This is a genomic window from Arthrobacter sp. JUb115 (assembly GCF_004365035.1).
In the GTDB taxonomy this organism is placed as follows: Bacteria; Actinomycetota; Actinomycetes; order Actinomycetales; family Micrococcaceae; genus Glutamicibacter.
Window position 1 is genome coordinate 66,457 of the sequence record NZ_SOBS01000004.1, and the last position, 24,807, is coordinate 91,263.

General features: G+C 57.5%; 24 protein-coding genes and 3 tRNA genes. 11 read left to right on the plus strand and 16 right to left on the minus strand.

Translation table 11 applies throughout. The annotated features are described in order from the left end of the window. Positions 1-3 precede the first annotated feature (3 nt). Positions 4-882 carry an ArgP/LysG family DNA-binding transcriptional regulator gene (locus tag EDF61_RS08110; RefSeq protein WP_133833754.1) on the minus strand — a complete coding sequence of 293 codons (879 nt, stop codon included), beginning with the start codon at positions 880-882 and terminating at the stop codon, positions 4-6. Between the two features lie 76 nt (positions 883-958). Here EDF61_RS08110 and EDF61_RS08115 point away from each other — a divergent pair, with 76 nt between their 5' ends. After that, positions 959-1,576, plus strand: a complete 618-nt coding sequence (locus tag EDF61_RS08115; RefSeq protein WP_105658681.1) for a LysE/ArgO family amino acid transporter — start codon at positions 959-961, stop codon at positions 1,574-1,576. Positions 1,577-2,057: 481 nt separating this feature from the next. Here the strand turns inward: EDF61_RS08115 and EDF61_RS08120 are convergent, their stop codons facing one another. Further along, a complete protein-coding gene (locus EDF61_RS08120; RefSeq protein WP_166650743.1) occupies positions 2,058-2,777 on the minus strand; it encodes a rhomboid family intramembrane serine protease in 720 nt (239 codons plus the stop codon). 237 nt (positions 2,778-3,014) lie between these two features. Beyond that, the gene (locus tag EDF61_RS08125; RefSeq protein ID WP_105658683.1) at positions 3,015-3,560 is read right to left on the minus strand and encodes a peptidylprolyl isomerase; all 546 of its coding nucleotides are present in this window, start codon (positions 3,558-3,560) and stop codon (positions 3,015-3,017) included. Between the two features lie 171 nt (positions 3,561-3,731). On the opposite strand from EDF61_RS08125, the gene EDF61_RS08130 reads away from it, so the two are divergent. After that, positions 3,732-3,938: a hypothetical protein gene (locus tag EDF61_RS08130; RefSeq protein WP_105658684.1), complete on the plus strand. Its 207-nt coding sequence runs from the start codon at positions 3,732-3,734 to the stop codon at positions 3,936-3,938. Positions 3,939-3,944: 6 nt separating this feature from the next. On the opposite strand, the gene EDF61_RS08135 is transcribed toward EDF61_RS08130, so the two are convergent. Next, entirely contained in the window at positions 3,945-4,811 is an 867-nt protein-coding gene (locus EDF61_RS08135) for a DMT family transporter (RefSeq protein WP_133833755.1), read from the minus strand. 129 nt (positions 4,812-4,940) lie between these two features. Further along, on the minus strand, positions 4,941-5,912 hold the full coding sequence (locus EDF61_RS08140; RefSeq protein ID WP_133833756.1) for a bile acid:sodium symporter family protein: 972 nt from the start codon (positions 5,910-5,912) through the stop codon (positions 4,941-4,943). A 109-nt stretch (positions 5,913-6,021) separates the two neighbouring features. On the opposite strand from EDF61_RS08140, the gene EDF61_RS08145 reads away from it, so the two are divergent. Continuing rightward, positions 6,022-7,164 carry a glycosyltransferase family 4 protein gene (locus EDF61_RS08145; protein ID WP_133833757.1) on the plus strand — a complete coding sequence of 381 codons (1,143 nt, stop codon included), beginning with the start codon at positions 6,022-6,024 and terminating at the stop codon, positions 7,162-7,164. 67 nt (positions 7,165-7,231) lie between these two features. On the opposite strand, the gene EDF61_RS08150 is transcribed toward EDF61_RS08145, so the two are convergent. The 11 genes from EDF61_RS08150 to dnaA all read right to left on the minus strand — a co-directional run bounded on the left by EDF61_RS08150 (position 7,232) and on the right by dnaA (position 18,267). Continuing rightward, positions 7,232-7,304: transfer RNA gene (locus tag EDF61_RS08150), tRNA-Ala, on the minus strand. Between the two features lie 95 nt (positions 7,305-7,399). Then, positions 7,400-7,472: transfer RNA gene (locus EDF61_RS08155), tRNA-Ala, on the minus strand. 7 nt (positions 7,473-7,479) lie between these two features. Further along, the gene (locus EDF61_RS19070) at positions 7,480-7,599 is read right to left on the minus strand and encodes a DLW-39 family protein (protein WP_219844366.1); all 120 of its coding nucleotides are present in this window, start codon (positions 7,597-7,599) and stop codon (positions 7,480-7,482) included. A 31-nt stretch (positions 7,600-7,630) separates the two neighbouring features. Then, positions 7,631-7,704 (minus strand) — tRNA-Ile (locus EDF61_RS08160). 122 nt (positions 7,705-7,826) lie between these two features. Further along, on the minus strand, positions 7,827-8,435 hold the full coding sequence (locus EDF61_RS08165) for a DUF3566 domain-containing protein (RefSeq protein ID WP_133833758.1): 609 nt from the start codon (positions 8,433-8,435) through the stop codon (positions 7,827-7,829). Next, positions 8,432-11,059, minus strand: coding sequence for a DNA gyrase subunit A (gene gyrA / locus EDF61_RS08170; RefSeq protein WP_133833759.1), 2,628 nt, complete (start codon positions 11,057-11,059; stop codon positions 8,432-8,434). The genes EDF61_RS08165 and gyrA overlap by 4 nt, the downstream gene beginning before the upstream one ends. A gap of 58 nt (positions 11,060-11,117) precedes the next feature. After that, on the minus strand, positions 11,118-13,121 hold the full coding sequence (gyrB, locus tag EDF61_RS08175; RefSeq protein ID WP_208294252.1) for a DNA topoisomerase (ATP-hydrolyzing) subunit B: 2,004 nt from the start codon (positions 13,119-13,121) through the stop codon (positions 11,118-11,120). A gap of 343 nt (positions 13,122-13,464) precedes the next feature. Next, positions 13,465-14,022 carry a DciA family protein gene (locus EDF61_RS08180; protein WP_105658690.1) on the minus strand — a complete coding sequence of 186 codons (558 nt, stop codon included), beginning with the start codon at positions 14,020-14,022 and terminating at the stop codon, positions 13,465-13,467. Then, positions 14,015-15,178, minus strand: coding sequence for a DNA replication/repair protein RecF (gene recF / locus EDF61_RS08185; RefSeq protein ID WP_133833761.1), 1,164 nt, complete (start codon positions 15,176-15,178; stop codon positions 14,015-14,017). Before recF ends, EDF61_RS08180 begins: the two co-directional genes overlap by 8 nt. 58 nt (positions 15,179-15,236) lie before the next feature. Then, positions 15,237-16,364, minus strand: coding sequence for a DNA polymerase III subunit beta (dnaN, locus tag EDF61_RS08190; protein WP_105658692.1), 1,128 nt, complete (start codon positions 16,362-16,364; stop codon positions 15,237-15,239). A gap of 466 nt (positions 16,365-16,830) precedes the next feature. After that, on the minus strand, positions 16,831-18,267 hold the full coding sequence (dnaA, locus tag EDF61_RS08195; RefSeq protein ID WP_133833762.1) for a chromosomal replication initiator protein DnaA: 1,437 nt from the start codon (positions 18,265-18,267) through the stop codon (positions 16,831-16,833). A 516-nt stretch (positions 18,268-18,783) separates the two neighbouring features. Here dnaA and rpmH point away from each other — a divergent pair. The 8 genes from rpmH (at position 18,784) to EDF61_RS08235 (ending at position 24,401) form a co-directional block, all read left to right on the plus strand. Beyond that, complete coding sequence (gene rpmH / locus EDF61_RS08200) at positions 18,784-18,921, plus strand: 50S ribosomal protein L34 (RefSeq protein ID WP_075972541.1); 138 nt, start codon at positions 18,784-18,786, stop codon at positions 18,919-18,921. A gap of 64 nt (positions 18,922-18,985) precedes the next feature. After that, positions 18,986-19,339: a ribonuclease P protein component gene (gene rnpA / locus EDF61_RS08205; protein ID WP_105658694.1), complete on the plus strand. Its 354-nt coding sequence runs from the start codon at positions 18,986-18,988 to the stop codon at positions 19,337-19,339. Next, positions 19,339-19,716, plus strand: coding sequence for a membrane protein insertion efficiency factor YidD (yidD, locus tag EDF61_RS08210; protein WP_105662201.1), 378 nt, complete (start codon positions 19,339-19,341; stop codon positions 19,714-19,716). The genes rnpA and yidD overlap by 1 nt, the downstream gene beginning before the upstream one ends. Next, a complete protein-coding gene (yidC, locus tag EDF61_RS08215; protein ID WP_105658696.1) occupies positions 19,716-20,690 on the plus strand; it encodes a membrane protein insertase YidC in 975 nt (324 codons plus the stop codon). Before yidD ends, yidC begins: the two co-directional genes overlap by 1 nt. Positions 20,691-20,692: 2 nt before the next feature. Continuing rightward, positions 20,693-21,220, plus strand: coding sequence for a Jag family protein (locus tag EDF61_RS08220; protein ID WP_133833763.1), 528 nt, complete (start codon positions 20,693-20,695; stop codon positions 21,218-21,220). Between the two features lie 46 nt (positions 21,221-21,266). Then, a complete protein-coding gene (gene rsmG / locus EDF61_RS08225) occupies positions 21,267-21,908 on the plus strand; it encodes a 16S rRNA (guanine(527)-N(7))-methyltransferase RsmG (protein WP_105662203.1) in 642 nt (213 codons plus the stop codon). Between the two features lie 177 nt (positions 21,909-22,085). Beyond that, positions 22,086-23,009, plus strand: a complete 924-nt coding sequence (locus tag EDF61_RS08230; protein ID WP_105658699.1) for a ParA family protein — start codon at positions 22,086-22,088, stop codon at positions 23,007-23,009. Between the two features lie 198 nt (positions 23,010-23,207). Beyond that, complete coding sequence (locus EDF61_RS08235) at positions 23,208-24,401, plus strand: ParB/RepB/Spo0J family partition protein (protein WP_133833765.1); 1,194 nt, start codon at positions 23,208-23,210, stop codon at positions 24,399-24,401. The last annotated feature ends 406 nt before the right edge of the window (positions 24,402-24,807 follow it).

Sequence of the window (24,807 nt, forward strand, 5' to 3'; positions counted from 1 at the left end):
ACCTCAGGCTAGCAAATGCAGGCCTTGCTGTCTCGCGGCTGTGACCAAAATGCCACCTATCCTCGCGAGGATCTGCGAGTCCACAGCCCAGCGCTGAAAATACAGTGGCACATCGATAAACCATTGCTCGTTGAGTACCTGCAGCCCGCTGGCTTTCTGCAGCTGCGTTTCTGGAACCATCCCCCACCCCATCCCCGCTTCTATGGCCGCAACGAACTGCATGGAATCTGGAACATGGTGGACTTGGCCTTCCGGTCGCGCTTTAGCCCCGGCAACCCGCTGGAGCATCTCATGCTGCAAGGGATCCTCACGATCGAAGACCACCATCGGAGTGCGAATGAGCTCTTCCACGGCCCCAGTAGGTACATGGCGTTGGACCACCGAAGCTTGCGCGGCTGCGCGATAGCGCAGTGCACCCAGTTTGTCACTGATGCAACCCTGGATATTCTCCTCCGCATTGGTGACCACGGCGCTGACGCGACCGGTTCGAAGTAGCTCCAGTCCCCTGTTTTCATCGGTACGCACTATTTCACAGGAGAGGTCTTCGAACTTCGCGAGCTCGTAGAATACCGGACCGAACCAAGTGGAGAGCGAATCCGCGTTGACTCCAATGGCGATCGGGATCGGATTTTCGGAGGCTATCTCTTTGGAGAACTCTGCACTGAGCAGCGTCATCTGTCGCGCATAGCGCAGAACTTTCAGTCCATGCTCGGTAGGCCTAACCGGGCGACTGCGGACGAGCAGGACTGCACCCAGGCGGTTCTCCAAGGCCTTGATGCGCTGGCTGACGGCCGAAGCGGTCACTCCCAGATCAATCGAGGCATCATCGAAGCTTCCCGCATCAACTACCGCAAGCAGGGTTTCGAGGTGTTCCACATCCATGTTCACATTAGGAACTCTAATCTAGAATCAGAAACTTAAGTTCGACGCAGATCAGCTAATCTCTTACAGTTTCTACATGCTCTCTGGATCCTTGTTCTTCGGCTTTACCACTGGCCTGTCCCTCATCGTCGCCATCGGTGCGCAAAATGCGTTTGTGCTGCGCCAGGGAATCAGGAAAGAGCATGTTTTCATCACCGCTTTGGTGTGCTCATTATCAGATGCGATCCTGATTGCCGCCGGAGCCAGCGGCATGGGAGCGCTTGTCGACCGAGCGCCCTGGATATTGGTGATTGCGCGAATAGGCGGTTTCATCTTCCTGGCAAGCTACGCGATTTTCGCTTTCCGCCGAGCACTGAAGCCCGAGGCGCTGAAAGTCTCAGGGCTCCCCGGTGCAACAACAGCCGTCTCGATCATCGGAACGACGTTGGCCCTCACCTGGCTGAATCCACATGTCTATATCGACACGGTACTGCTTCTTGGTTCAATTGCTACTTCCCAAGCCGCAGGCGCACCCTATTTCGCCACTGGTGCGATCATTGCCAGCTTCACTTGGTTCTTCGCACTTGCCTACGCCGCACGTTTCCTTGCCCCGCTCTTTGCCAACCCCAAGGCGTGGCAGGTACTTGATGTACTTATCGGAATCGTCATGCTCATCTTTGCCAGCATGTTGATCCTGCCAGTTCTCACCAAGTAATCCACAGGCAAACACTCTTATCCACAGTGACTGTGAACAACTTTTATAAACAGTTGTTCACAAAGTTATCCACAGCTGGGGAGAACTTGGGTAGAGTTCATGATTTTTCGGATAAAGTACGGGTCAACTTGGATATTGGAAACTGAAATGACATGCTTGTAAGTTATTAACACTGTGGATTCCGGCTGTGGATAAGGCGTGATTCCGCTTATTGAACCGTGATTCTCATGATTCGTTTAAACTTTCGAACCCGAAGTTATTAACAGTCGGTGGATTCGTATATGCACTATCTACAGGGGTTGTTAAAAAGTTATCCACATCTGGGGACAAGGTTGTGAGTATTGGGTACTCCAAGGCGAATATCCCTGATATCACGGGGTCTTGGGGCTGTTAATAACCACTAGGCCTCGAGAGTTACACGCTTGTAAGTTATTAACAGTGTGGATAAGCAGTGTGGATAACTGCATTGCTTCTTTTCGAACTATCCCAAGGGCCACTTCACTGCTTCCGTGGAGAGGTAAAGGGCTGCCAGCAACGCAATCGACAAGGCCGTGAGTAAAAGTATCTGGTTACGCGCACGCTGTGGATTACTTCGCGGGATCAGCACAATGCAGCAGGCTGCGAGGATACCCAATATCGCTCCGCCCAGATGCCCCTGCCACGAAATACTGGGAATAACGAAGCCGAGAACGACATTCAGCGCCAGGATAATTCCCATGGAGCGAAGTGCCTGCTTGTTGGAACGGAACACTACGAAAGTTGCGAGGAACAAGCCTGCCAGTGCGCCCGAAGCGCCGAGCGTGGCGCTGATCGGGTTGCTCAGCAGGAGAACGCCTAGTGAACCGCCAAAAGCGCTGAGCAGGTATAGCCAGGTGAAGCGCAGCCGTCCCATCCTTGGTTCGAGCATGGTGCCGAAGATGTAGACGCCGTACATGTTCATGGCAAGGTGCAAGAAGGAGCTCGTGGAGTGGGCAAAGGCGCTGGTGATCAGGCGCCATGGCTCATAGGCGGCCAGAGCCGGCGCAAGTACAAGCTGATTGGTGAATCCAGGGATGATCCACTGCAGCAGATACACCAGCACGTTCAGGCCGATGAAAGTGTAGGTGATAACAGGAGCACCGGATCGAGCCCGGCCACCGAATTGGGTCTTCTGCCGCGGCAGGTTCTTATTGGCTTGCGCGACGCAGTCTACGCATTGCACACCTACAGGCGCAGAGACCTGGCACTGCGGGCAGACCGGACGTCCGCACCGGTGGCATGAAACATAGGACACCGTCTGCGAGTGTCGATAGCACGTCGGAGTTGCTTGGCCCTCTGGGAAAACCTGTCCAAAGGACATCAGTACCTGCCTTGAGTTGGGGGAGAAGGATTAAATACTCGAGGCCCCGACAATGCCGCTAGGGAATCGTCAGAGCCTCGGGTTGGTGCGCCTGTGTTGTTACAGGGTCTCGATGTCGACCGAGTTGATAACGACGTCTTCCAGTGGCTTGTCACGGCCATCGGTAGCAACGGCGTTCAGCGCGTCAACGATCTTGCGCGAGTCAGCGTCAAGGACTTCACCGAAGATGGTGTGCTTGCCCTGCAGCCAGGTGGTAGGAACGGTGGTGATGAAGAACTGCGAACCGTTGGTTCCACGGCCCATGCGGATGCCCGCGTTGGCCATGGCCAGCTTGTAAGGCTCGTTGAAGTTCAGTTCTGGGTGGATCTCATCATCGAACTGGTAGCCTGGGCCGCCGAAGCCCTGGCCCAGTGGGTCGCCACCCTGAATCATGAAATCAGAAATGATGCGGTGGAAGATGGTTCCGCTGTACAGCGGGGTGTTGGTCTTCTTGTCACCGGATTCTGGGTGTACCCACTCCTGCTCACCGGTCGAGAGGCCAACGAAGTTCTTTACGGTCTTTGGTGCGTGGTTGCCGAAGAGATCGACAACGATATCGCCCAAAGTAGTGTGAATCGTGGCTTTATGAGTTGCGTTTGCGGTCATGCCTTCATTCTTCCATGATCTATGCTCGACCCGCTAAATACTGACGTACGCGTTGAGAGAAAATTTGGACCATTCTTAGGTTGCTTGTCCGATACTGCTGGCCACTGGGCATAGAACTGCCTAGTCTTGAACTGTCGGTTAGCGTGAATTTTTTCGGATCGGGAGCAATGCATGAGCAAGAAGAGCAAAGCAGGAAAAGTACTAGCCGTTGGCTTGATTGCGGGACTTGTCGCAGTGCTGGTAGCTGTGTGGAAGGCCTCGAAACCAATTGAGGATCCATGGGAAAACGAACCACTTCCTGCACAACCGCACGAGCCTGTTGAATCGCGTGAAGCCAGCGTGGAAGAAATCCGCGAAATCCTCGAAGATGACAAATAAAGCCGTCTAGGCTGCTTTTGGTTGGGCTTGCCCTCGAATCACGAGGGCAAGCCCAACAAGTATCACGGCCAACCCGGCATAGGTAGCGATAGGAACTACCTGCCCCAAGAATATTGCCGCCAGGATTGCCGCGCCAGGAATCTCGAGCAGAATCAGCGTCGAGACCGTGAGCGGACCGAGCACGCTGAGCAAATGATTCATGGCGGTATGGCCAAAGATCTGCGCGCAAAGCGTCAGCAGAATGATCGCCATCCATCCTCGGGCGTCGAAACCCCAAATCGGCGTTCCAGTCAGGAAACACAGGATTAGCAGCACTGCGGAGGTAATGGCATAGCAGCTCGAGGCATACGTTGTAGTTCCCAAGGTCCTGCGAGCCACGGATCCGGCCAGCGTGTACACAGCGGCCAAGACGCCACCGGCTAGTGCCAAGAGGTCGCCAATGATGGCATCACGTCCCAGCCCCATGTCGAATCCCGTGATGATGATTGCACCAAGCAGCGCAATGCCCATGCCAAGGAAAACCTGCGTTCCATATTTGGTTCCGCGAAGAACCTGGTAAATCGCGATCCAGACACCTTGGATGCACACCAGTGCCGTTCCAGCAGCCACGCTGGTTAGTCGCATCGAATACATGAAGCACACGAAATGCAGTGCGAGAGCTACACCTGCTACCCCGGTGAAGAACCATTCTCGCCCGGTCATCTGCAGATAAGCTTTGGAGTTCTTTCGCAGTGCCGGTGCGCTGAGCGCGGCCGCCGCAGCTCCATTGCGCCAAAAGGCCATGGAGAGAACCGGGACACCAGGGAAGGCGGCAATAATGGGGCCGGATGCCGAAATCCCGAGAATTCCGACCAAGGCAAGCAAGATGGTCACCAACCAAGATTACAGTTTCCCAGCGCATGGGCTTCATTCGAACTCGGAACGTGCCGGATCCGGCGAATACTTGGTCAGATCAAGATATTCTTATGATGGAATACTTTTATCCGTGCCCGCACTCTCGAGCTATTTAGCGTCTTTTCTCCGCCAATAAGCTGCGATCAATGCGCCGGACAAGTTATGCCAAACAGAGAATACGGCACCTGGCAGAGCGGCTTCAGGCGAGAAGTATTGCTTCGCTAGCCCACCGGCGAGGCCTGAATTCTGCATGCCGACTTCGATGGCAATTGTGCGCCGGGAAGCTTCGGGAACGCGCAACAGGACACCCATGGCATACCCCAAAGCCAGGCCCAGGGCATTATGCAAAATGACCGCAACCAGGACCAGCAGGCCAGCAGTCAAAATCGTCTGTGCACTGCCCGCGACGATGACCGTCACCACGAAGGTGATGGCTAGCACCGACAGCCATGGCAGCACACCACCGATCTTCGCCACGAACCGGTTGAACAGCATGCGCAGGACGATGCCTAGGACCACAGGGATCAGTACGATCTTGATGACGCTGACGGCCATGGATCCAGCATCGACCGGCATGTACTGGCCAGCCAGCCACAAGGCCAGCGCCGGGGTCAGCAGCGGTGCGAGCAAGGTCGACACGGACGTCATGGCAACGGACAAGGCGACATTGCCTCGAGCCAGGTAGGAAACCACATTCGATGCCGTGCCACCTGGTGCGCAGCCAACCAGGATCAGGCCGGCGGCCAAGGCAGGTTCAAGCTGCAGCAGCGTGGCGACCAGCCAGCCCATGGATGGCATCACGATGAACTGCGCTGCGACACCGCCGAGCACCGGCAACGGGTTCTTGAACACCAGGGCGAAGTCTGGCAAGGTCAGCGTCAGCCCCATGCAGAACATGATCACCATCAGCAGGGGATTTATCCATCCGGAAAACCCCACGAACGCTTGGGGAACGAGCATTCCGCACAGTCCGCCCAGCAAAATCAGCACAGGGAATAGCAACACCGCGATGCGGGAGTCTTTTTCGTTCTTATTGGCATTTACCGCCGCGGCGGAAGGGCTGGACTGTTCATAGGGCACCTAGGTATTTTGCCACTAAAGAGTTGCGGCCACAACGAGACAACTGAAGTTAATCCACTACCCTTGTCATATTCACTTGCGTGTAATTGACGAAAAGCATGCTGAAGATGTGAAGGTAGCAATCGTCGCTGAATCGTTCCTTCCCCATTTCAATGGGGTCACCAACTCAATCCTCAAGACGCTGGATCACCTCAGGCAGACTGGCCAGGAGGCCGTGGTCATTACCCCTGCAGGCTCGCTGGCAGGGGAGCTGTCGGGCCATGGCGTGCCAAAGCTCTATCAGGGCTTCAAGATCCTCACAGTTCCGTCGATGCCTTTGGCAAGCTATCCCGAGGTTCGGGTCGCTGCCACCAGTGTGGCGCGCCTGCGCAAGATGCTGGCTCGAGAGCGCGTCGACGTAGTTCATCTGGCTAGCCCGTTCATCCTTGGATGGCAGGCTCTGCGCGCTGCACAGGAACTCGAATTGCCCACCGTGGCGCTGTATCAGACCGAGGTTCCCAGCTACGCAGCACGCTACAAAATGCCGTGGCTGACGCAGAGGCTCTGGGAGCACGTCAGAGCGATCCACACGGGTGCGGACCTCACTCTGGTTCCAAGCACGTTTTCCTACCACCAGCTCGAATCTCTGGGCGTTCCGCGGCTTGCCATTTCAGGCAGGGGAGTAGATACAGCGCAGTTCACGCCAAGACGGCGAAGCGAGCAGTTCAGGCAGGCGGTTGCCCCGAATGACGAGGTAGTCATTGGCTACGTCGGCCGGCTGGCAGCAGAGAAGCAGGTCGCGGACCTGCAGGCCCTGGCGAGTCTTGAGAATACTCGGCTGGTGATCGTCGGTTCCGGCCCACTCGAGGACGAACTGCGCAGCCTTTTGCCCAACGCCCACTTCACCGGTTTCCTTTCCGGGGAACGCTTGGCCGAGGTCATGGCTTCGCTGGACATCTTTGTGCATCCTGGCGCCTCAGAGACCTTTTGCCAGACCATTCAGGAAGCCATGGCCTGTGGTGTGCCTGTCGTGGCCGTAGGCCGTGGGGGACCGCTGGATCTGGTGGATTCCTCGCGCACGGGCTGGCTCTATCAGCCAGGAAACCTTAGTGAGCTGCGCAGTCGGGTCAGCGATTTGGCCTATGACGATGCGAAACGGCTGGCTTTTGCCAGCGCTGCGCTTAGCAGTGTCCAGGATCGGTCCTGGCACAGCATTGGCGAGCAGCTTATTGGACACTATGAGCATGTCCGGATGGCCCGGATCCGGCACTAGCGAAATAGAATTTTCTTCTGGATACGCAAAAGGCGGAAAGTTTTCACTTTCCGCCTTTTGGCAAATGTGGAGCCTAGGAGAATCGAACTCCTGACATTCTGCTTGCAAAGCAGACGCTCTACCAACTGAGCTAAGGCCCCGTATTCAATTTTGAAGTTTCCACTCCAAGATCAATTCATCCGAATCAATCAAAAAGAATTAGCGGAAAGTTTTCACTTTCCGCCACTTTCTTTTGTGGAGCCTAGGAGAATCGAACTCCTGACATTCTGCTTGCAAAGCAGACGCTCTACCAACTGAGCTAAGGCCCCAAAAGCTTTAGGAAACTTTATCGGCTACCTGATGCCAGGTTTCCTTCGTTTCCGACGAAGCCTTCGCTTTCTTGACCAAGACTACTGCAGCAGCCGCGATCGATGCGAGAACCAGGAACTTTTTCATTACTCCCTCTTTCTCTCCAGCAAGGTTTCCGTGGGCGTACCAAGACTTGAACTTGGGACCTCTTCGTTATCAGCGAAGCGCTCTAACCGCCTGAGCTATACGCCCTTGCTTTTGTTTTTGTTCCCTTCGGAACGAAATAAAACTTTACCGGTGTTCTCCCAAAGATACAAATCGAGCCCGGGTGTCATGCATCACAGCATGAATCCCGGGCTCGACTTGGGGTGTTCCTAGTCGTCGGTGAGGGTCACTCCGGCTCCGCCGACCAGTGAAGCAGCAATGTTGTACAGCACCGCGCCAAGCATGGAGACCACGGAAATTACCACTACGTTCACCACTGCGATGATCGTCGCGTAGGAAGCCACCTGGCCCAGCGACATGGTGTCGCGCAGGTCGAAGTTGCCGTCGGCGCCAATGGCCTCGCGCATCAGCTGGTTGAACGCATCAAAGGTTCCGGTCAGATCCAAGACAGCCCAGATGCCCACGGCGGCAACCACGGTGATCACACCGAAAGCTACCGAGAGCAGGAAGGCCAGCTTCAGAACCGAGAAAGGCTCCACCTTGGAAACCAGCAGGCGGGCCTTGCGGACCTTTGCCTTGGGCGCTGGACGAACCAGGCGATCCTGGCCATTGGCCGGACGCTGCTGGCTGGTTGGGCGCTGCGGCGCTCCTGTCGGGCGCTGGCCCGCTGGACGCGCTTGGCCTGTTGCTGGTCGTGCGCCGGCGCTAGCCGGACGGGCGCCAGTACCGGTCGGAGCTGGACGCTTTACCTGGGTAGGTCGCGGCGCTGCGCTCTTCGGGGCACCGCCGCTGGGGCGTGGCGTCGAGGGCGTGCTCATGCGTTACCTCCGTTAGTGTTGTCATCATTTTCCGCGCCGGATTCGTTTTCTGGCACAGCCGATGACTCATCGATCGTGTTTTCTGCGTCCAACGTTACGGCATCTTCCTCCAAGTTCTCTTCGAGCTCAGTCTCAGAGTTCTTGGCAACCGCAAGGATCCGGTCCTTCTTGTCCGGCTTGGCGAAGATGACGCCCATCGTGTCGCGGCCCTTGGAAGGAACCTGCGAAACGGCCGAGCGGACTACTTTGCCCGAGCCCATCACCACCAAGACCTCATCGGTCTCGTCGACGATCAGCGCGCCAACCAGCTCACCGCGTTCCTCGTTGAGCTTGGCCACCTTAATGCCCAAACCACCGCGGGATTGCACACGGTATTCCTCGACGGTGGTGCGCTTGGCGTAGCCCTCGTTGGTCACGGTGAAGACGTAGGAGCCTTCGCGGACCACGTCGGCTGCCAGCAGTTCATCGTCTTCGCGGAACTTCATACCGGTCACGCCCGAGGTTGCACGGCCCATGGGGCGCAGCGCGGTATCGGTGGCGGTGAAGCGGACCGACTGGCCCTTGCGTGAGACGAGCATCACGTCATCGGATTCGCTGACCAGCTGCGCGGAGACCAGTTCATCGTCCTCGCGCAGGTTGATCGCGATCACGCCGGCGGTGCGGTTGGTGTCGTAATCCTCCAGGCGGGTCTTCTTGACCAAGCCGTTGCGGGTAGCCAGCATCAGGTAGGCCGCATCCTGGTAGGTGCGCAGGTCCAGCACCTGGGCAATGTGCTCGTCCGGCTGGAAGGCCATCACGTTGGCTACGTGCTGGCCCTTGGCATCGCGGCCGGCCTCGGCCAGCTCGTAGCACTTGGTGCGGTAAACCCGGCCGTGGTTGGTGAAGAACAGCAGCCAGTTGTGGGTCGAGGTGACGAAGAAGTGCTCCACCACGTCGTCCCCGCGCAGGTTCGCGCCCTTGATGCCCTTGCCGCCACGTGCCTGCGAACGGTAGTTGTCGATGCGGGTGCGCTTGACGTAGCCGCCGCGGGTGATGGTGACGACCATTTCCTCTTCGGGAATCAGGTCTTCGACGCTCATGTCGCCGTCGTAGCCCATCAGCACCTTGGTACGGCGCTCGTCCCCGTGCTTGTCGACAATCTCGCTGAGTTCTTCGGAGACAATCTGGCGCTGGCGTGCCGGATCGGCGATGATCGCCTCGAATTCGGCGATCATGCGCTCGAGCTCGGCATGGCGATCCTGGATCTTCTGGCGCTCGAGGGCGGCCAGGCGGCGCAGCTGCATATCGAGGATGGCGCGGGCCTGGTTCTCGTCGATGTCCAGCAGCTCCATCAGCCCGTCGCGCGCCGCCTCGGTGGTAGCCGAGCGGCGAATCAGGGCGATGACCTCGTCCAGGGCATCCAGGGCCTTGAGCAGGCCGCGCAGGATGTGGGCTTCTTCCTCGGCCTTCTTCAGGCGGTATTCGGTACGGCGGACGATCACTTCGATCTGGTGGGTGACCCAGTGGCGGATGAATCCATCCAGCGGCAGGGTGCGCGGCACCCCGTCGACGATCGCGAGCATGTTGGCCGAGAAGTTGGACTGCAGCTCGGTGTGCTTGTACAGGTTGTTCAGCACTACCTTGGCCACGGCATCGCGCTTGAGCACGATGACCAGGCGCTGGCCGGTGCGGCCCGAGGTCTCGTCGCGCATGTCGGCGATGCCGGCGATCTTGCCGTCGCGGACCAGTTCGGCGATCTTCACCGCGAGGTTATCCGGGTTGGCCATGTACGGCAGTTCGGTGACCACCAGGCAGGTTCGTCCCTGGATTTCCTCCACGTTGACCACTGCGCGCATGGTGATCGAGCCGCGGCCGGTGCGGTAGGCATCGGCGATGCCCTTGGTGCCCAGGATCATGGCGCCGGATGGGAAGTCCGGGCCCTTCACGCGCAGCATCAGCTCGGCGAGCAGCTCCTCGCGCGAAACTTCCGGGTTCTTCAAGTACCACTGCACGCCCTCGGCGACTTCGCGCAGGTTGTGCGGCGGGATGTTGGTGGCCATGCCCACGGCGATGCCGGAGGAGCCGTTGACCAAAAGGTTGGGGAAACGCGCCGGAAGAACCGTTGGTTCCTGGTTCTTGCCGTCGTAGTTGTCCTGGAAATCAACGGTGTTCTCGTTGATGTCGCGGACCATTTCCATGGCCAGCGGGGCCATCTTGGTTTCGGTGTAACGCTGGGCGGCGGCGCCGTCGTTGCCCGGGGAGCCGAAGTTGCCCTGGCCCAGGGCCAGCGGGTAGCGCATGACCCAGTCCTGGATCAGGCGGACCAGCGCATCGTAGATCGCGGTGTCGCCGTGCGGGTGGTACTGGCCCATGACTTCGCCGACCACGCGGGCACACTTGTTGTACGAGCGCTCAGGGCGGTAGCCGCCGTCGTACATTGCGTACAGCACGCGGCGGTGCACCGGCTTCAGGCCATCGCGCACATCCGGCAGCGCGCGGCCGACAATAACGGCCATGGCGTAGTCGAGGTACGAACGCTGCATTTCGGTCTGCAGGTCGATCTGGTCGATGCGACCGCCTTCTGGGACCGGCTCGATGATCTCGCCGTCCATTGGTGCGTTCTCAGGGGTTTGCTCGTCGCTCAATTTCTTCCCTTACAAGTCAAAAAAGTCTTCGGTGGATATCTGTGGTGGCGGCGGCCGGCTAGATATCCAGGAAGCGCACGTCCTTGGCGTTCTGCTGGATGAAGTTACGGCGGGACTCGACGTCCTCGCCCATCAGCACGGAGAACACCTCGTCCGCGGCTGCGGCGTCGTCCATGGTGACCTGGCGCAGCGTGCGGTGCTCCGGATCCATGGTGGTGTCCCACAGTTCCGAGTAGTCCATCTCGCCCAGACCCTTGTAGCGCTGGATGCCGTTGTCCTTGGGCAGGCGCTTGTTGGCGGCCTGGCCGGCAAGCAGCTCCTGGTCGCGTTCCTTGTCGGTGAACACGTAGTCATGCGGCGCATTGGACCACTTGATGCGGTACAGCGGCGGGGCTGCCAGGTAGACGTAGCCGTGCTCGATCAGCGGGCGCATGAAGCGGAAGATCAAGGTCAGCAGCAGCGTGGTGATGTGCTGGCCGTCCACGTCGGCATCGGCCATCAGCACGATCTTGTGGTAGCGCAGCTTGGCCATGTCGAACTCTTCGCCGATGCCGGTGCCGAAGGCGGTGATCATCGCCTGCACTTCGGCATTGCCCAGCGCGCGGTCCAGGCGGGCACGTTCCACGTTCAGGATCTTGCCGCGCAGCGGCAGGATGGCCTGGGTGTGCGGGTCGCGTCCGCGCTTGGCGGAGCCGCCTGCGGAGTCGCCCTCCACGATGAACACTTCGCACTCGGCAGGGTTCTTCGAGGAGCAGTCCGAGAGCTTGCCCGGCATGCCGAAGGATTCCATCGGCGACTTGCGGCGGGCGTTGTCGCGGGCCTTGCGGGCGGCCATGCGGGCCTGCGAAGCCAGTTGGGCCTTGCGGATGATGTCGCGGGCCACGTTCGGGTTGCGCTCGAACCAGTCGCCCAGTTCCTCGTTGACCACGCCCTGGACGAAGCCTCGGGCCATCGAGTTGCCCAGCTTGGTCTTGGTCTGGCCCTCGAACTGGGGCTCGGAGAGCTTGACCGAAATCACGGCGGTCAACCCTTCGCGGGCGTCCTCGCCGGTGAGGTTGTCGTCCTTTTCGCGCAGGATCTTGTTATCGCGTGCGTAGCGGTTGAGCAGGCCGGTCAGGGCCGCGCGGAAGCCCTCTTCGTGGGTGCCGCCTTCATGGGTGTTGATGGTGTTCGCGTAGGTGTGCACGGATTCGGCGTAGGCGCTGGTCCACTGCATCGCGATTTCCAGGCTGATGCCGCGGGCAGCATCTTCGGATTCGAAGGCGATGACCTCGTCGTGGACCAGTTCGATCTTCTTGGCGGCGTTCAGGTGCTTGACGTAGTCCAGCAGGCCGTCCTTGTACAGGTAGTCCACCGTGCGCGGCTTGACTACCTGGTTCTCGATTTCCTCCTCGACCTCGGCCTCGGGCTCTTCGTTGTCCTGCACTCGCTCATCGGTGAGGGTGATGCGCAGGCCCTTGTTCAGGAAGGCCATCTGCTGGAAACGGGCGCGAAGCGTCTCGAAATCGAATTCGGTGGTCTCGAAGATTTCCGGATCCGGGTAGAAGGTCTGGCTGGTGCCGGTCAGCTCGGTTTCTTCGCCCTTGGTCAGCTCCTGGACGGTGTGGCCGCCGTTGCCGAAGCCGATGCGCCACGCATGGCCCTGGCGGCGCACGATGGTGTTGACCTTCTCGGACAGGGCGTTCACCACGGAGATGCCCACACCGTGCAGGCCGCCGGAGACCGCGTAGCCGCCGCCACCGAACTTGCCACCTGCGTGCAGGATGGTCATGACAACCTCTACGGTTGGCTTGCCCTCGGTTGGGTGGATGTCTACTGGGATGCCGCGGCCGTTATCTTCACAGCGCACGCCGCCATCGGCCTGCAGCGTGACGTTGATGGTGTCGCAGTAGCCAGCCAGCGCCTCATCGACGGAGTTGTCGACGACTTCGTAGACCAAGTGGTGCAGGCCTCGAGGGCCGGTGGAACCGATGTACATGCCCGGACGTTTGCGTACCGCTTCGAGTCCTTCGAGGACGGTAATATCCTGGGCGCCGTAAGTGTGTTCGACTTTGGAAGTCATCGATTCCGCGGGGGCTTGGCTTTCAGCCGGTTCCTGCGGTGAAGCATTTTCGGTAGACACGGGTGCTACGAACTCCTCGGATTTGGCGCGCGATTGCCCGCTGCGATGGATTCAGCGCGTCAGGCAATCATGGTCTGGAGGGACACCGCCGCCGGGCAAGCCCGCAGCGGAGTCATTTCACTACCTCTAATTCTACCGCGTAGACCAAAATAAACGGTGACTTTGAGGCCTAAATCGCCCACCAAAAGCTGCTAATTGACGTTCTGAGGCAGTTGGGGCGATCAAGTGTGGGGGGATCCACCCTCCGGGTCCGTGAGTGCGCCATATGCCGTGCCAGCAATTTCTACCCGTATGTGTCGCGTGGACCCCGGCCGGCCACCGAACGCATGCCATGGCGCCAGGAGGGAGCATTAGGCCCGAGCACCTTGATCACGGTGACGATCCCGGGACCCAACTCGGCATCGAATTTCTTCAGAATATCGTGGCTGAGCAGGCGCATTTGCGCAGCTCTCGCTGTTGTATCGCAGCGCATCACCACCACCGTGTCTTCAAAGGATTCCGGCTTGCAGTGCTTCGCGTTCTCCACGCCAATGATGTCGGGCCAGCGGCCGAGTACCGATCCGACCGCGACCTGGGTGTTCCAGCCGCGGGACTTGGACAAGCGGGAGACTACTTCGCCGATGGCGCGCGGATCGCGGATCGCCCCCTCGGCGGATTCCGGCTTTTCAGCGGCGAATCCGCGGCGGGCGGCTTTTCGCTTGCGCACTTTGTCCATGCGCGCCGCATCTATGCGCTTCTCGCCACGTTCTTCGGCGAGCTTCCGCATGCGGTTGAGCAGTGCTTTGGCCGCATCGATCTCTGGATCGAAGCGGTGTTCATCCCGTTCTGATGGCTCATGCATCGACAACCTGGCCAGGGGAGACCTGGAAGAAATGTCCCTTCAGTGCTTCTGGAACATCTTCGACAACGGCGGCGGTCACCAGAACCTGCTCGGCTCCGGCAACGATATGCGCCAAACGATCACGACGGGTGGTGTCCAGTTCGGCAAAGACATCATCAAGGATCAGGATGGGTCCGGAACCTGGGCGGGGATCGTCATCGCCGAAAACACGGTAGGCGGCAAGGCGCAGGGCCAGGGCAAAGGACCAGGTTTCCCCGTGCGAGGCATAGCCCTTGGCAGGGGTCGGTCCCAGGATCAGGGTCAGATCGTCCCGGTGCGGTCCAAAGAGCGAAATTCCGCGGTCGACTTCCCGACCGCGATTAACTTCAATGGCGTTCAGCAGCAGTTCCTGGATTTCTTCTTGGTCCAAGGAATCAAGATCCTCTGCCGGCAGGCTGTTTTCATCGAGTTCGCCCTCGAGCGAGGACCGGTAGACGGCGCGCGCTTCCTTCGCGCCATCGGCTAAATCCGCGTAGGCGGCCTGCATGTACGGGCGAATCAAGGCCAGGACGTCAAGGCGTCCGCGGATCAATCGAGCGCCCGTCAAGGCCAACTGCAGATCCCAGGCCTTGAGAGTGTTTTCCTGCGAGGTGCTCAGCTTGGACTTGCCGCGGATGGATTTGAGCAGGGCATTGCGTTGCTTCACGATGCGGTCGTAGTCGTTCTTGGTGCCGGCTTCTACCGGGCGCAGGGCTACCAGGAGCTCGTCCAAGAACTTGCGGCGGTTGGACGGGTCGCCCTTGATCAGCGCCATGTCCTCCGGGGCGAAGAGCACGGTGCGCACCATGCCCAGGATCTCCCGAGCGCGAACCGGGTTGGCCCGGTTGATGCGGGCACGATTGATCTTGCCACTGGTGATTTCGACCTCGATCACCGTGGTTTGCGGTCCGCGATGCACGGTGCCGCGGATCAGCGCGCGCTCAGAACCGAAATGCAGCAAAGGGGCGTCATTGCTCACGCGATGCGAAGAGAGATTGGCCAAATAGCCAACGGACTCAACGATATTGGTTTTGCCGACGCCGTTGGGGCCGATCAGAACGTTGATCCCAGGGGCCAGGTGCACGTCGGCCTGCGCATACGAGCGGAAGCCCGTGAGTGAAAGCTGCGAGATATACACCGAGGTCCTGACAGAAAGAAGGTGGTGGATGGCTTTAGCCATCCACCACGAAATTGGCTTAGTTCGAGTTGGGCAACCGAACCGGCATCACGAGGTAGCGATACTGGTCCTGGTCATCCTCATCCAGCTTCTTCTGGCCGGTCAGCATGGCCGGCTTGGGCGCACTGGTGAAGGAGAAGCGCACGAAATCGGTATTGAAGGAGTTCAGGCCTTCGGACAAGAAGGTCGGGTTGAAGGCCACGACGATGTCTTCGCCGCGAAGAGACGCAACAATAGCTTCTTCAGCCTGCGCGTCTTCGCCGGTGCCGGCATCCAAGGTCAGCTGGCCATCGGTAAAAGCCATGCGAACTGGGGTATTGCGTTCGGCAACCACCGATACACGACGAACAGCTTCCATCAGCTCGCTGGTGCGAACGGTGGCATGGATTGGGGTGTCGCTTGGGAACAGCGAGCGGATCTTCGGGTATTCGCCATTGATCAGCAACGAAGTGGTCCGGCGGTTGGAGCTTTCGAAGCCAACCATTTCGCCGTTCTCGCTCATTGCAAGCTTCAGCTCGCCAGAGCTCGAGAGAGTCTTGGCAACTTCGTTGAGGGTCTTGGCCTTGATCAGGAAGGAGGTCGAGATTTCCGCCTGGTTAGGAGTCCAATTGAGTTCACGCAGAGCCAGACGGTAGCGGTCCGTGGCCAAGAACGTGATCAGGTCGTTTTCAATTTCAACCTTGATGCCGGTGAGAACTGGCAAGGTGTCGTCCTTGGACGCCGCAACGATAACCTGCGATACAGCTTCGGAGAATGCTTGGCCATCGATAGTGCCGGCGATAGCTGGAAGTTCAGGCAGGGTTGGGTATTCATCAACTGGCATGGTGGCCAGGTGGAATCGTGAACGGCCACAGGTCAGCGAGATCTTCGAGCCTTCGGTTTCCAAGGTGACCGTCGAGTTAGGCAGCGATCGGGTGATCTCAGCCAAGAGCTTGCCGGAAACCAAGATCGAACCCTGCTCAGAAATGTCCGCGGGAATCTCAATATGCGAGGAAATCTCATAGTCGAATCCCTCGAGCCGAACCAGGCCTTCATGGGTGGTGATGAGAATGCCAGCCAAAACAGGTGATGGTGGTCGCTGTGCCAGGGACCGGGCAGTCCAGGATACGGCGTCTGCCAATACATCCTTTTCAACGCTGAACTTCACGAAAAATCCGCCTTTCGGAACCCATAAGTCTTAAGTCAGGCCAAGAAGGTTGTTCCCTCGCCAAGTTCTTAAGCATAGAGCAGGTAATTGCACGTTTTATCCATCTAATCTTGCCACGCCCTGATAGCGCAACGTCTGCTCAATGAACGAAGTGTGGACGATGCAACAAAAAAATTGTTCTGCACAGGATTTGGCTCGAGGGTGTGGAGTGGACTCGTTATTTGGATGATTAAGGGTTTAAAGGAGAAGTGTTAATAACCCTTGTGGATACTGTGGATAAGGCCTGTAACCCCAGACCCGCCCACGATTGTGCATGTGAACAATCTGTGGTTGAACGTGAGACTCAGTTCCACCATCCTGTTGATACTCAGTTCCACGATTTTTAACGTCCACATGGTTTGCGCACTTATCCGCAGGTCTTCACCAAATCATCCACAGTCTTATCCACACCTGTGATTTCTCGCCGCTAGTGCTCCCGCTGGCTCTGCTTAATCCGGTTGGTTAGCTCGGTGACCTGATTAAAGATCGCTCGACGCTCGGCCATGAGCTCACGGATCTTACGATCTGCGTGAATCACGGTGGTGTGGTCGCGGCCGCCAAGTTCTGCACCAATCTTCGGCAACGACATGTCGGTAAGCTCACGCAGCAAGTACATGGCGATCTGGCGCGCGGTGACCAAAGTACGAGTTCGCGATTTGCTGTTCAGCTCATCAATACTCAGTCCGAAGTACTCTGCGGTCTGCTTGATGATGGTCGACGGCGTGATTTCCTGGGCCCCGTCTTCGCTGATCAAGTCCTTGAGCACGGTTTCGGCCAATGCAAGGTCCACGGGCTGGTTATTCAGCGACGCGAAAGCGGTGACACGGATCAAAGCACCTTCGAGTTCCCGGATATTCGTGGAAATACGCGAAGCAATGTACTCCATGACATCACTTGGAGCTGAAAGATTTTCGGCGTCGGCCTTCTTACGCAAAATCGCAATACGCGTCTCCAGCTCTGGTGGCTGAATATCGGTCAGCAGGCCCCACTCGAAGCGCGAACGCATGCGGTCTTCGAATCCCTGCAGCTGCTTGGGAGGCAGATCAGAGGTGATGACAACCTGCTTGTTGTGGTTGTGCAGCGCATTGAAGGTATGGAAGAACTCTTCCTGGGTAGCGTCCTTGTTGGCCAAGAACTGAATGTCGTCAATGAGCAGAATGTCGACATTGCGGTAAGTCTGCTTGAAACTTGCGCCCTCGTCGTCGCGGATCGAGTTGATGAAATCATTGGTGAACTCTTCGGAGTTCACGTAGCGCACGCGGATGCCCTTGTAGAGATGGCGTGCGTAGTGGCCAATGGCATGCAGCAAGTGAGTCTTGCCCAGACCTGAATCACCATAGATGAACAGCGGGTTGTAGGCCTTGGCCGGCGCTTCGGCAACAGCAACGGCTGCGGCGTGGGCAAAGCGGTTCGATGAGCCGATCACGAAGGTGTCGAAAATGTACTTCGGGTTCAGCCGGCCGAACTCCTGCGAATTCGATGGGGGAGTTGGCTGCGGTGCTGGCTGGGGGCGCGGACCAGGAGTCTCAACGACTGCTGGAGCTGACGGCGCGGCGGCTTTGGCTTCAGGCTCATCTTCTTCGGGCTCATCCGAGAGCGAGAGATCAACGCTGACGGCGCAACGGATCTCGTCCTGGAAGACTTCTCGCAGTGCTTCATCCAGCGGCTCGCGCAGCTGAGTCTGCAGAATATCGCGGGTGAGGTCATTGGGTACCGCAACTAAGAGCGTCGTACCGATTAGTCCCTGAGGTTTAGCCAGCGATACGAAGGCACGGTAACGCGCCTTGACGCGATCATCATCCTCGATCTTCCGGATGACTTGGCGCCAAGAGCTACCAATGCTATTGGTTTCGTCGCTGCTCACTAAGGGCGCCCCGCTTCCGTTTAAATGCAATCTTGGTCACAAGAATCCTGTTTCCAGGCTTCTAAAACGTCGTTTTCTGGACCACGTCTGCATTGATTCTATCCATCATCCACACAGTTATGCACAGCTCCGTGGAAAAACCGGGTGTTATTACTGTGGAAAACGGGTTTTCCCTTGAAATCAAGCGTTTTTCGCTGCGAGATGACTAGCTGTTTTGCGGAAAACTGTGAATTTTCTTTCGTTATGCACAGCCTTAATCCACAAGTCTGGGGTAGATTATTCACAGGCCGACTCTCGAAGTAGGGAGCATGGGCAGAACTCGTGCGCCAATTTGACCTTGCGCGCATAGTTTTCTATTGTTATTCAGTCCTATGCGCATCTTTTTGCGACTTGCTCATTTTTGGAAGAGCCCGCGAAAAAAGCGCATTTTATAAAAAGCACGAGCGTCATCCTGTTGTTATCCAGCTAGCTAGTAACGGGTAGTACGCATCATCTAAAACGTTTTGGAGTGTCACCGTGAGCAAGCGGACTTTTCAGCCTAACAACCGTCGTCGTTCGAAGAAGCATGGCTTCCGCCTTCGTATGCGTACCCGTGCAGGTCGTGCCATCCTTTCGGCACGTCGCGGCAAGGGTCGCACCGAGCTGTCCGCATAAATTTGCGAAACAGCTCTTGGCAGCATGACTTCAACGAGCTCAGCTAAAGAGCAACCCGAAGCCGATGTTGCCTAAGAATCAGCGACTGCGCCTAGCGCAAGACCTTACAGCCACTGTACGTTCCGGCGTCCGAAGCGGACGCCGGAACGTCGTGCTATATGCACGGCACCGAGAAACCGAAGAGTTCCTTGGTGACAGGTTTGGATTCATTGTTTCCAAGGCTGTAGGTATTGCCGTTAAAAGGAATCTCACCAAACGACGAATGCGGGAAATCGCCCACGAGCTGCGGCGCGTGGACGGCGACGTCGATTTCGTCTTCCGTGCACTTCCTGGCGCCGCCGAACTCTCTTGGGAAGAACTCAACTCCCAGGTCAATTCAGCCTTCTCCGCTGTTTTGCGCAAGATTGAGGCGCGCTGATGCGTAAGGACTTAGCTCCGCGTACCGGTTTGCTGTGGTTCATCATCGATATCCCACGCAACATCGTTATCGGGCTGCTCAAGACTTACCGAAAACTCATCTCGCCACTATATGGCGATGTATGCCGATACTTTCCTAGCTGTTCTGCCTATGGGCTCGAAGCAGTGACTCAGCACGGCGTTGTCAAAGGCGCCGGATTGACCACTTGGCGGATTCTCCGATGCAATCCGTGGTCCCACGGAGGCGTCGACCACGTTCCTGAGGGACCGAGGATTTGGCCAGAAGGCAAACTGCCGAGGATCATAGTTCTGAATCATCCTGTGATTCCCGACGATGAAGACGCCGCGGAAAGCGGCCGCAAGGAGCTCGACCACTGATGAACAACTTCCTAGACACGATACTGACTCCGTTTACGTACGTAGTCTCGTGGGTTCTGTGGGCATTCCACGAACTGTTCACCGCGATTGGAATGAACGGGGATTCGGGTGTTACCTGGACCTTGTCGATCATCTTCCTCGTGCTGCTGATCCGTACTTTGCTGATCCCAGTGTTCGTCAAGCAGATCAAGTCCCAGCGCGCGATGCAGGCACTGCAGCCTGATCTGCGCAAGCTGCAGGCCAAGTACAAGGGCAAGACCGACCAGATGTCGCGCCAGGCTATGGTTCAGGAGCAGCAGGCGCTGTTCAAGAAGCATAAGACCAACCCGCTGTCTTCCTGCTTGCCCCTGCTCGTGCAGATGCCGTTCTTCTTCGCGCTGTTCCGCGTTCTGAACGAAGCCTCCCGCGCCAGCGATGATGGACGTTCGATCGGCGCTCTGTCCGCTGAGCACATCCGCAGCTTCGACAATTCCTCGATCCTGGGCGCTCCGCTGTCCGAGACCTTCTTGGGCACCATCAATTCCGGTGCCATCAACTGGGCAGTGATCATCGTTGCGGTGGTCATGATCCTTGCAATGACCGCATCGCAGTTCTTCACCCAGCGACAGCTGATGACCAAGAACATGAGCAAGGAGGCCCTCGAGGGCCCGTTCATGCAGCAGCAGAAGATGATGCTGTACATCCTGCCCCTGGTCTTCGGTATCGGTGGTATCAACTTCCCAATCGGTGTGCTGATTTACTGGACCGCTTCGAACCTGTGGACCCTGGGCCAGCAGTTCTGGGTTATCCGCAACAACCCGACCCCTGGTTCGGAAGCAGAGCGCGAACTTAACGCTCGCCGCGCCGCCAAGGGCCTGCCTCCAGTAGGCGTGAAGAAGGAAGACGCTGATGCCGCTGCCGCCGCCGCGGCAGAGCAGCAGGCCAAGGGCCAGCGTGAACAGCCGCAGCGCAAGAACCGTCGAAAGAAGAAGTAGCCATGACTGCAACTGAGAACATCGACGCACCAGAACTGGAAAACCAGATCGAAGACGACCAGGAAGTTCTGGACGAGGGCGACGTCGCCGCCGACTACCTCGAAGAGCTTCTGGACATTGCAGATCTGGACGGCGATATCGACATCGAGATCCGCGGTGGCCGCACCTACATCTCGATCCTTGCCGAGGACGCAGACGCCTCGTTGGAGAGCCTCGTAGGCAAGGATGGAGAAGTCCTCGATGCCCTCCAGGAACTCACCCGGCTGGCAGTGCTCACTGCTACCGGTGAACGTTCGCGCTTGATCCTGGATATTGCCGGCTACCGCGCAGAGCGCGCAGAACTGCTCCGCAAGATCGCTGAAGATGCTATTGCGTCGGTACGCGAAACCGGCGAGAAGACCCACTTGGATCCAATGAGCGCCTACGAGCGCAAGCTCGTGCACGACGTGATCGCCGATGCAGGACTGCACTCGGAATCCGAGGGTGAATCGACCCGACGCCATATCGTTATTTCGGTACTGGACAGCTAAGAACCATCACGCGAGAGCGTGCTGATCGACCTAAGGACCAACGACCATGACTGAGGACCTCAGCCTTACTGCAGAAGAGACCCTGGCTGCCGAGAAGATCTTCGGTGACCGCCTGGATCTTGCCAAGCGCTATGTGGAGCATCTGGCGACCTCGGGCATTGAGCGCGGGCTTCTTGGCCCACGGGAAGTACCCCGTCTGTGGTCCCGTCACGTGCTCAACTGCGCCGTGATCGAAGAGGTCATGGAGAAGGACGCCGAGGTAGCCGACGTAGGCTCCGGTGCTGGCCTTCCAGGGCTCTGCTTGGCAATTGCCCGCGCGGACCTCAAATTGACGCTTATTGAGCCTCTGGAGCGCCGCTGCATCTGGCTCTCCGAGGTTATCGATGATCTGGGTCTGGACAACGTCACCGTGATGCGTGGCCGTGCAGAGCAGATGGTCGACGTCGTCAACGCACGCTATGTCACGGCCCGTGCCGTATCTGCTCTGACCAACTTGGCTGGATTGACTATTCCATTGCTACACGGACAGGGCGAGCTCATCGCCATCAAGGGCCGCTCCGCTGTCGAAGAGATCGCTAAGGCTACCAAGGCGATCCGCAAGCTTGGCGGCAGGGAAACCGAAGTGCTCACTGTGGGCGAAAGTATCCTTGCAGAGCCAACCACGGTGGTTCGCATCAAGGTTGGCTAAGGTTGACGCGATAGTCTGTTAAATAGTTATAGAAGCGAAATGGCTTTCATCCTCATAGTTTTCGAGGATGAAGCCATTTCGCAATCTGCATGACTTGTTTTGAATGTTTCACGTGAAACATTATCGGTGCACGCCATGAGCATTAGGTGCATCAATTCACGAGGAGGAGTTTTACCTTTGTCTAAGACTAAGGATTCATCGGATAGCGCGTTTGATTTCAACGACTCGTCCTCGCCTTTGGCTACTCAGATAGCTAGTGAACATCGTCGTCGCGAAGCTTTGGAGGCCCGCAAGGTGCCAATGCCTGAGAAGACCCGCTATTTCACCATTTCCAACCAGAAGGGTGGCGTAGGCAAGACGACGACCACGGTCAACCTTGCCGCCGCCCTGGCCAAGGGCGGGCTAAACGTCCTGGTCATTGATATCGACCCGCAGGGCAACGCTTCTACCGCGCTGGGCATTGAACACCACGCTGAAGTAGACAGCATTTATGACGTGTTAATCAATGATCTTCCATTGGCTGACGTAGTAGCCACATGCCCAGACTTGCCAACCCTGCAGGTCGCTCCTGCAACCATTCACCTGGCAGGCGCTGAAATCGAGTTGGTTTCATTAGTAGCCCGCGAACAGCGCCTGCAGCGCGCCCTGGATGACTACGCGCGTACCCGCCAGCGCAAGGGGCTGCCTCGCTTGGACTACGTCTTCATCGACTGCCCACCAAGCCTAGGCCTGCTGACCGTTAACGCCTTCGTTGCCGCTCGTGAAGTTCTCATCCCAATCCAGTGCGAGTACTATGCGCTCGAGGGCCTGAGCCAGCTACTGAAGAACATTGAAATGATCCAGAAGCATTTGAACTCCAAGCTGACGGTTTCGACGATACTTCTGACCATGTACGACGGTCGCACGAATTTGGCCGCGCAGGTCGCCAACGAAGTCCGTGAGCACTTCCCAGAGCAGGTGCTCAAGGCCGTCATCCCTCGTTCGGTACGAATCTCTGAAGCGCCGAGCTACCAGCAGACCGTCATTACTTATGATCCAAATTCGACTGGTGCATTGTCGTACTCCGAAGCAGCCGTAGAGATGGCTGAACGAGGCGCGTAAGACCTTATAAATACGTTTCACGCTGGAAAAGATCATCCCCTTAGATTTTCGTTTGTTTTTCCAGATCTATCTGATGCGGATGCGAGATTCGTACGGTGAGAGCCACGGCTGAAGCACTGTGCGCATCCCCGGTTCAAAGCCAAAAAACAGTAGACTAGTCTCGGGCTGAAATTTCGGATGAAAGGGCGTGCGAAGAACATGGCAGATAAGAAGCGGGGATTGGGCAGGGGACTGGGTGCCCTTATTTCCAGCTCACCGGCGACGGCGGCTCCTGAGGAAAACCAGAATGTTTCACGTGAAACAGCTCCTGTAGAACCGGCCGCGGAAGCGTCGAAGTCGCGCGCTACACGTCCTGTCGATATGTTCTTTGAACCGGGACGCAAGTCCTCGGCACCTAAGGCGCCAACCACTCCCGCAAAGCCGGCAAAGCGCGCTCGCGCAACTATGCCTGGCTTGAATACAACTCTTGGGGGAAAGAATACCTCTGCACCTCAGGAAGACGCATCAGCTGAGAAACCAGCACCTAAGAAGACCGAGCCGCAACCTGTAAAATCAGACTCTCCCGATCTTGTCGAAGTTCCTGGCGCACAGTTCGCTGAACTCGACGTCCAGCTGATTCACCCAAATCGCAAGCAGCCGCGTACCAACTTCGATCAGGAGCACATGGATGAACTCATCCATTCGATCCGCGAAATTGGATTGCTTCAACCTATCGTGGTCCGCCCTTCCCGCGAGAAAGATGACGCTCCGTATGAGCTGGTCATGGGTGAACGCCGTTGGCGCGCGACACAGGCGGCTGGCCTAGCGACTATCCCGGCCATTATCCGCGACACGCATGACACCGATCTGTTGCGCGACGCCTTGCTCGAGAACCTGCATCGCTCACAACTGAATCCACTGGAAGAGGCCGCTGCTTATCAGCAGCTTCTAGAAGAGTTCAATTGCACCCAGGAAGTGCTTTCAGAACGAATCGGACGTTCCCGTTCGCAGATTTCCAATACGATTCGCTTGATGAAACTACCTCCACTCGTTCAGCGTCGTGTTGCGGCTGGCGTTCTTTCTGCCGGTCATGCGCGCGCGTTGCTAGGACTGTCGAACAACGAAGTCATCGAGCAGCTGGCTCAGCGAATCATCAATGAGGGCTTGTCCGTGCGCGCGACCGAAGAAGCAGTGGCACTGAGTGACGACAAGCCACGAAAGCCAGCAAAGAAGGCGCGAGAGACCCAGCGCAATGAACGCCTGGACTTCCTGGCAACTTCGCTCGCGGACCGCTTGGACACTAACGTCAAGATTCAGCTTGGCAGCCGCAAGGGCAAAGTCAGCATCGAGTTCGCTTCGGTGGATGATCTGAACCGCATCATGCAGGTTATTGATCCGACTATGAACTCGTAATTTCATGAACTGGCGCATGTTTCACGTGAAACATGCGCCTTTCTTGTATCTAGAGCCTGTGTTTCACGTGAAACAAATACTCCATGCGAGGTTACTGCCAACAAAGTATGAGGGCGGCACATGGAGATGAATCGTTGGTGGGTAGGAAACCGCTGCTGTCCATAAACGGATACTTAGGTGTGCCCTCATAGCTTTCGCATCAAATGGATCATGAACCACAGCAAGCATAAAACTGATTGTTGGCATCCGCCGTTGGCTTATCAAAGAGGGAACGTACACGCCGATGGCATGAGCACGAAGTAGCCACGGCGCTGTCCAGAAATGTAGAGAAAGCAGGACACACCGTACCAGGTTCGGGATTGGCACCGCATCGCTGAGCCGAGCCCTTCACCTCGCTTCGTAACCA

Bases quoted from the DNA above. Each gene is read 5' to 3' on its own strand.
- EDF61_RS08235 (WP_133833765.1), top strand. From the start codon at position 23,208: ATGGCAGATAAGAAGCGGGGATTGGGCAGGGGACTGGGTGCCCTTATT.
- rnpA (WP_105658694.1), top strand. From the start codon at position 18,986: ATGTTGCCTAAGAATCAGCGACTGCGCCTAGCGCAAGACCTTACAGCC.
- EDF61_RS08180 (WP_105658690.1), bottom strand. From the start codon at position 14,022: ATGCATGAGCCATCAGAACGGGATGAACACCGCTTCGATCCAGAGATC.
- EDF61_RS08165 (WP_133833758.1), bottom strand. From the start codon at position 8,435: ATGAGCACGCCCTCGACGCCACGCCCCAGCGGCGGTGCCCCGAAGAGC.
- EDF61_RS08125 (WP_105658683.1), bottom strand. From the start codon at position 3,560: ATGACCGCAAACGCAACTCATAAAGCCACGATTCACACTACTTTGGGC.
- gyrB (WP_208294252.1), bottom strand. From the start codon at position 13,121: ATGACTTCCAAAGTCGAACACACTTACGGCGCCCAGGATATTACCGTC.
- rsmG (WP_105662203.1), top strand. From the start codon at position 21,267: ATGACTGAGGACCTCAGCCTTACTGCAGAAGAGACCCTGGCTGCCGAG.
- yidD (WP_105662201.1), top strand. From the start codon at position 19,339: ATGCGTAAGGACTTAGCTCCGCGTACCGGTTTGCTGTGGTTCATCATC.
- EDF61_RS08220 (WP_133833763.1), top strand. From the start codon at position 20,693: ATGACTGCAACTGAGAACATCGACGCACCAGAACTGGAAAACCAGATC.
- EDF61_RS08115 (WP_105658681.1), top strand. From the start codon at position 959: ATGCTCTCTGGATCCTTGTTCTTCGGCTTTACCACTGGCCTGTCCCTC.
- yidC (WP_105658696.1), top strand. From the start codon at position 19,716: ATGAACAACTTCCTAGACACGATACTGACTCCGTTTACGTACGTAGTC.
- EDF61_RS08110 (WP_133833754.1), bottom strand. From the start codon at position 882: ATGGATGTGGAACACCTCGAAACCCTGCTTGCGGTAGTTGATGCGGGA.
- EDF61_RS19070 (WP_219844366.1), bottom strand. From the start codon at position 7,599: ATGAAAAAGTTCCTGGTTCTCGCATCGATCGCGGCTGCTGCAGTAGTC.
- EDF61_RS08130 (WP_105658684.1), top strand. From the start codon at position 3,732: ATGAGCAAGAAGAGCAAAGCAGGAAAAGTACTAGCCGTTGGCTTGATT.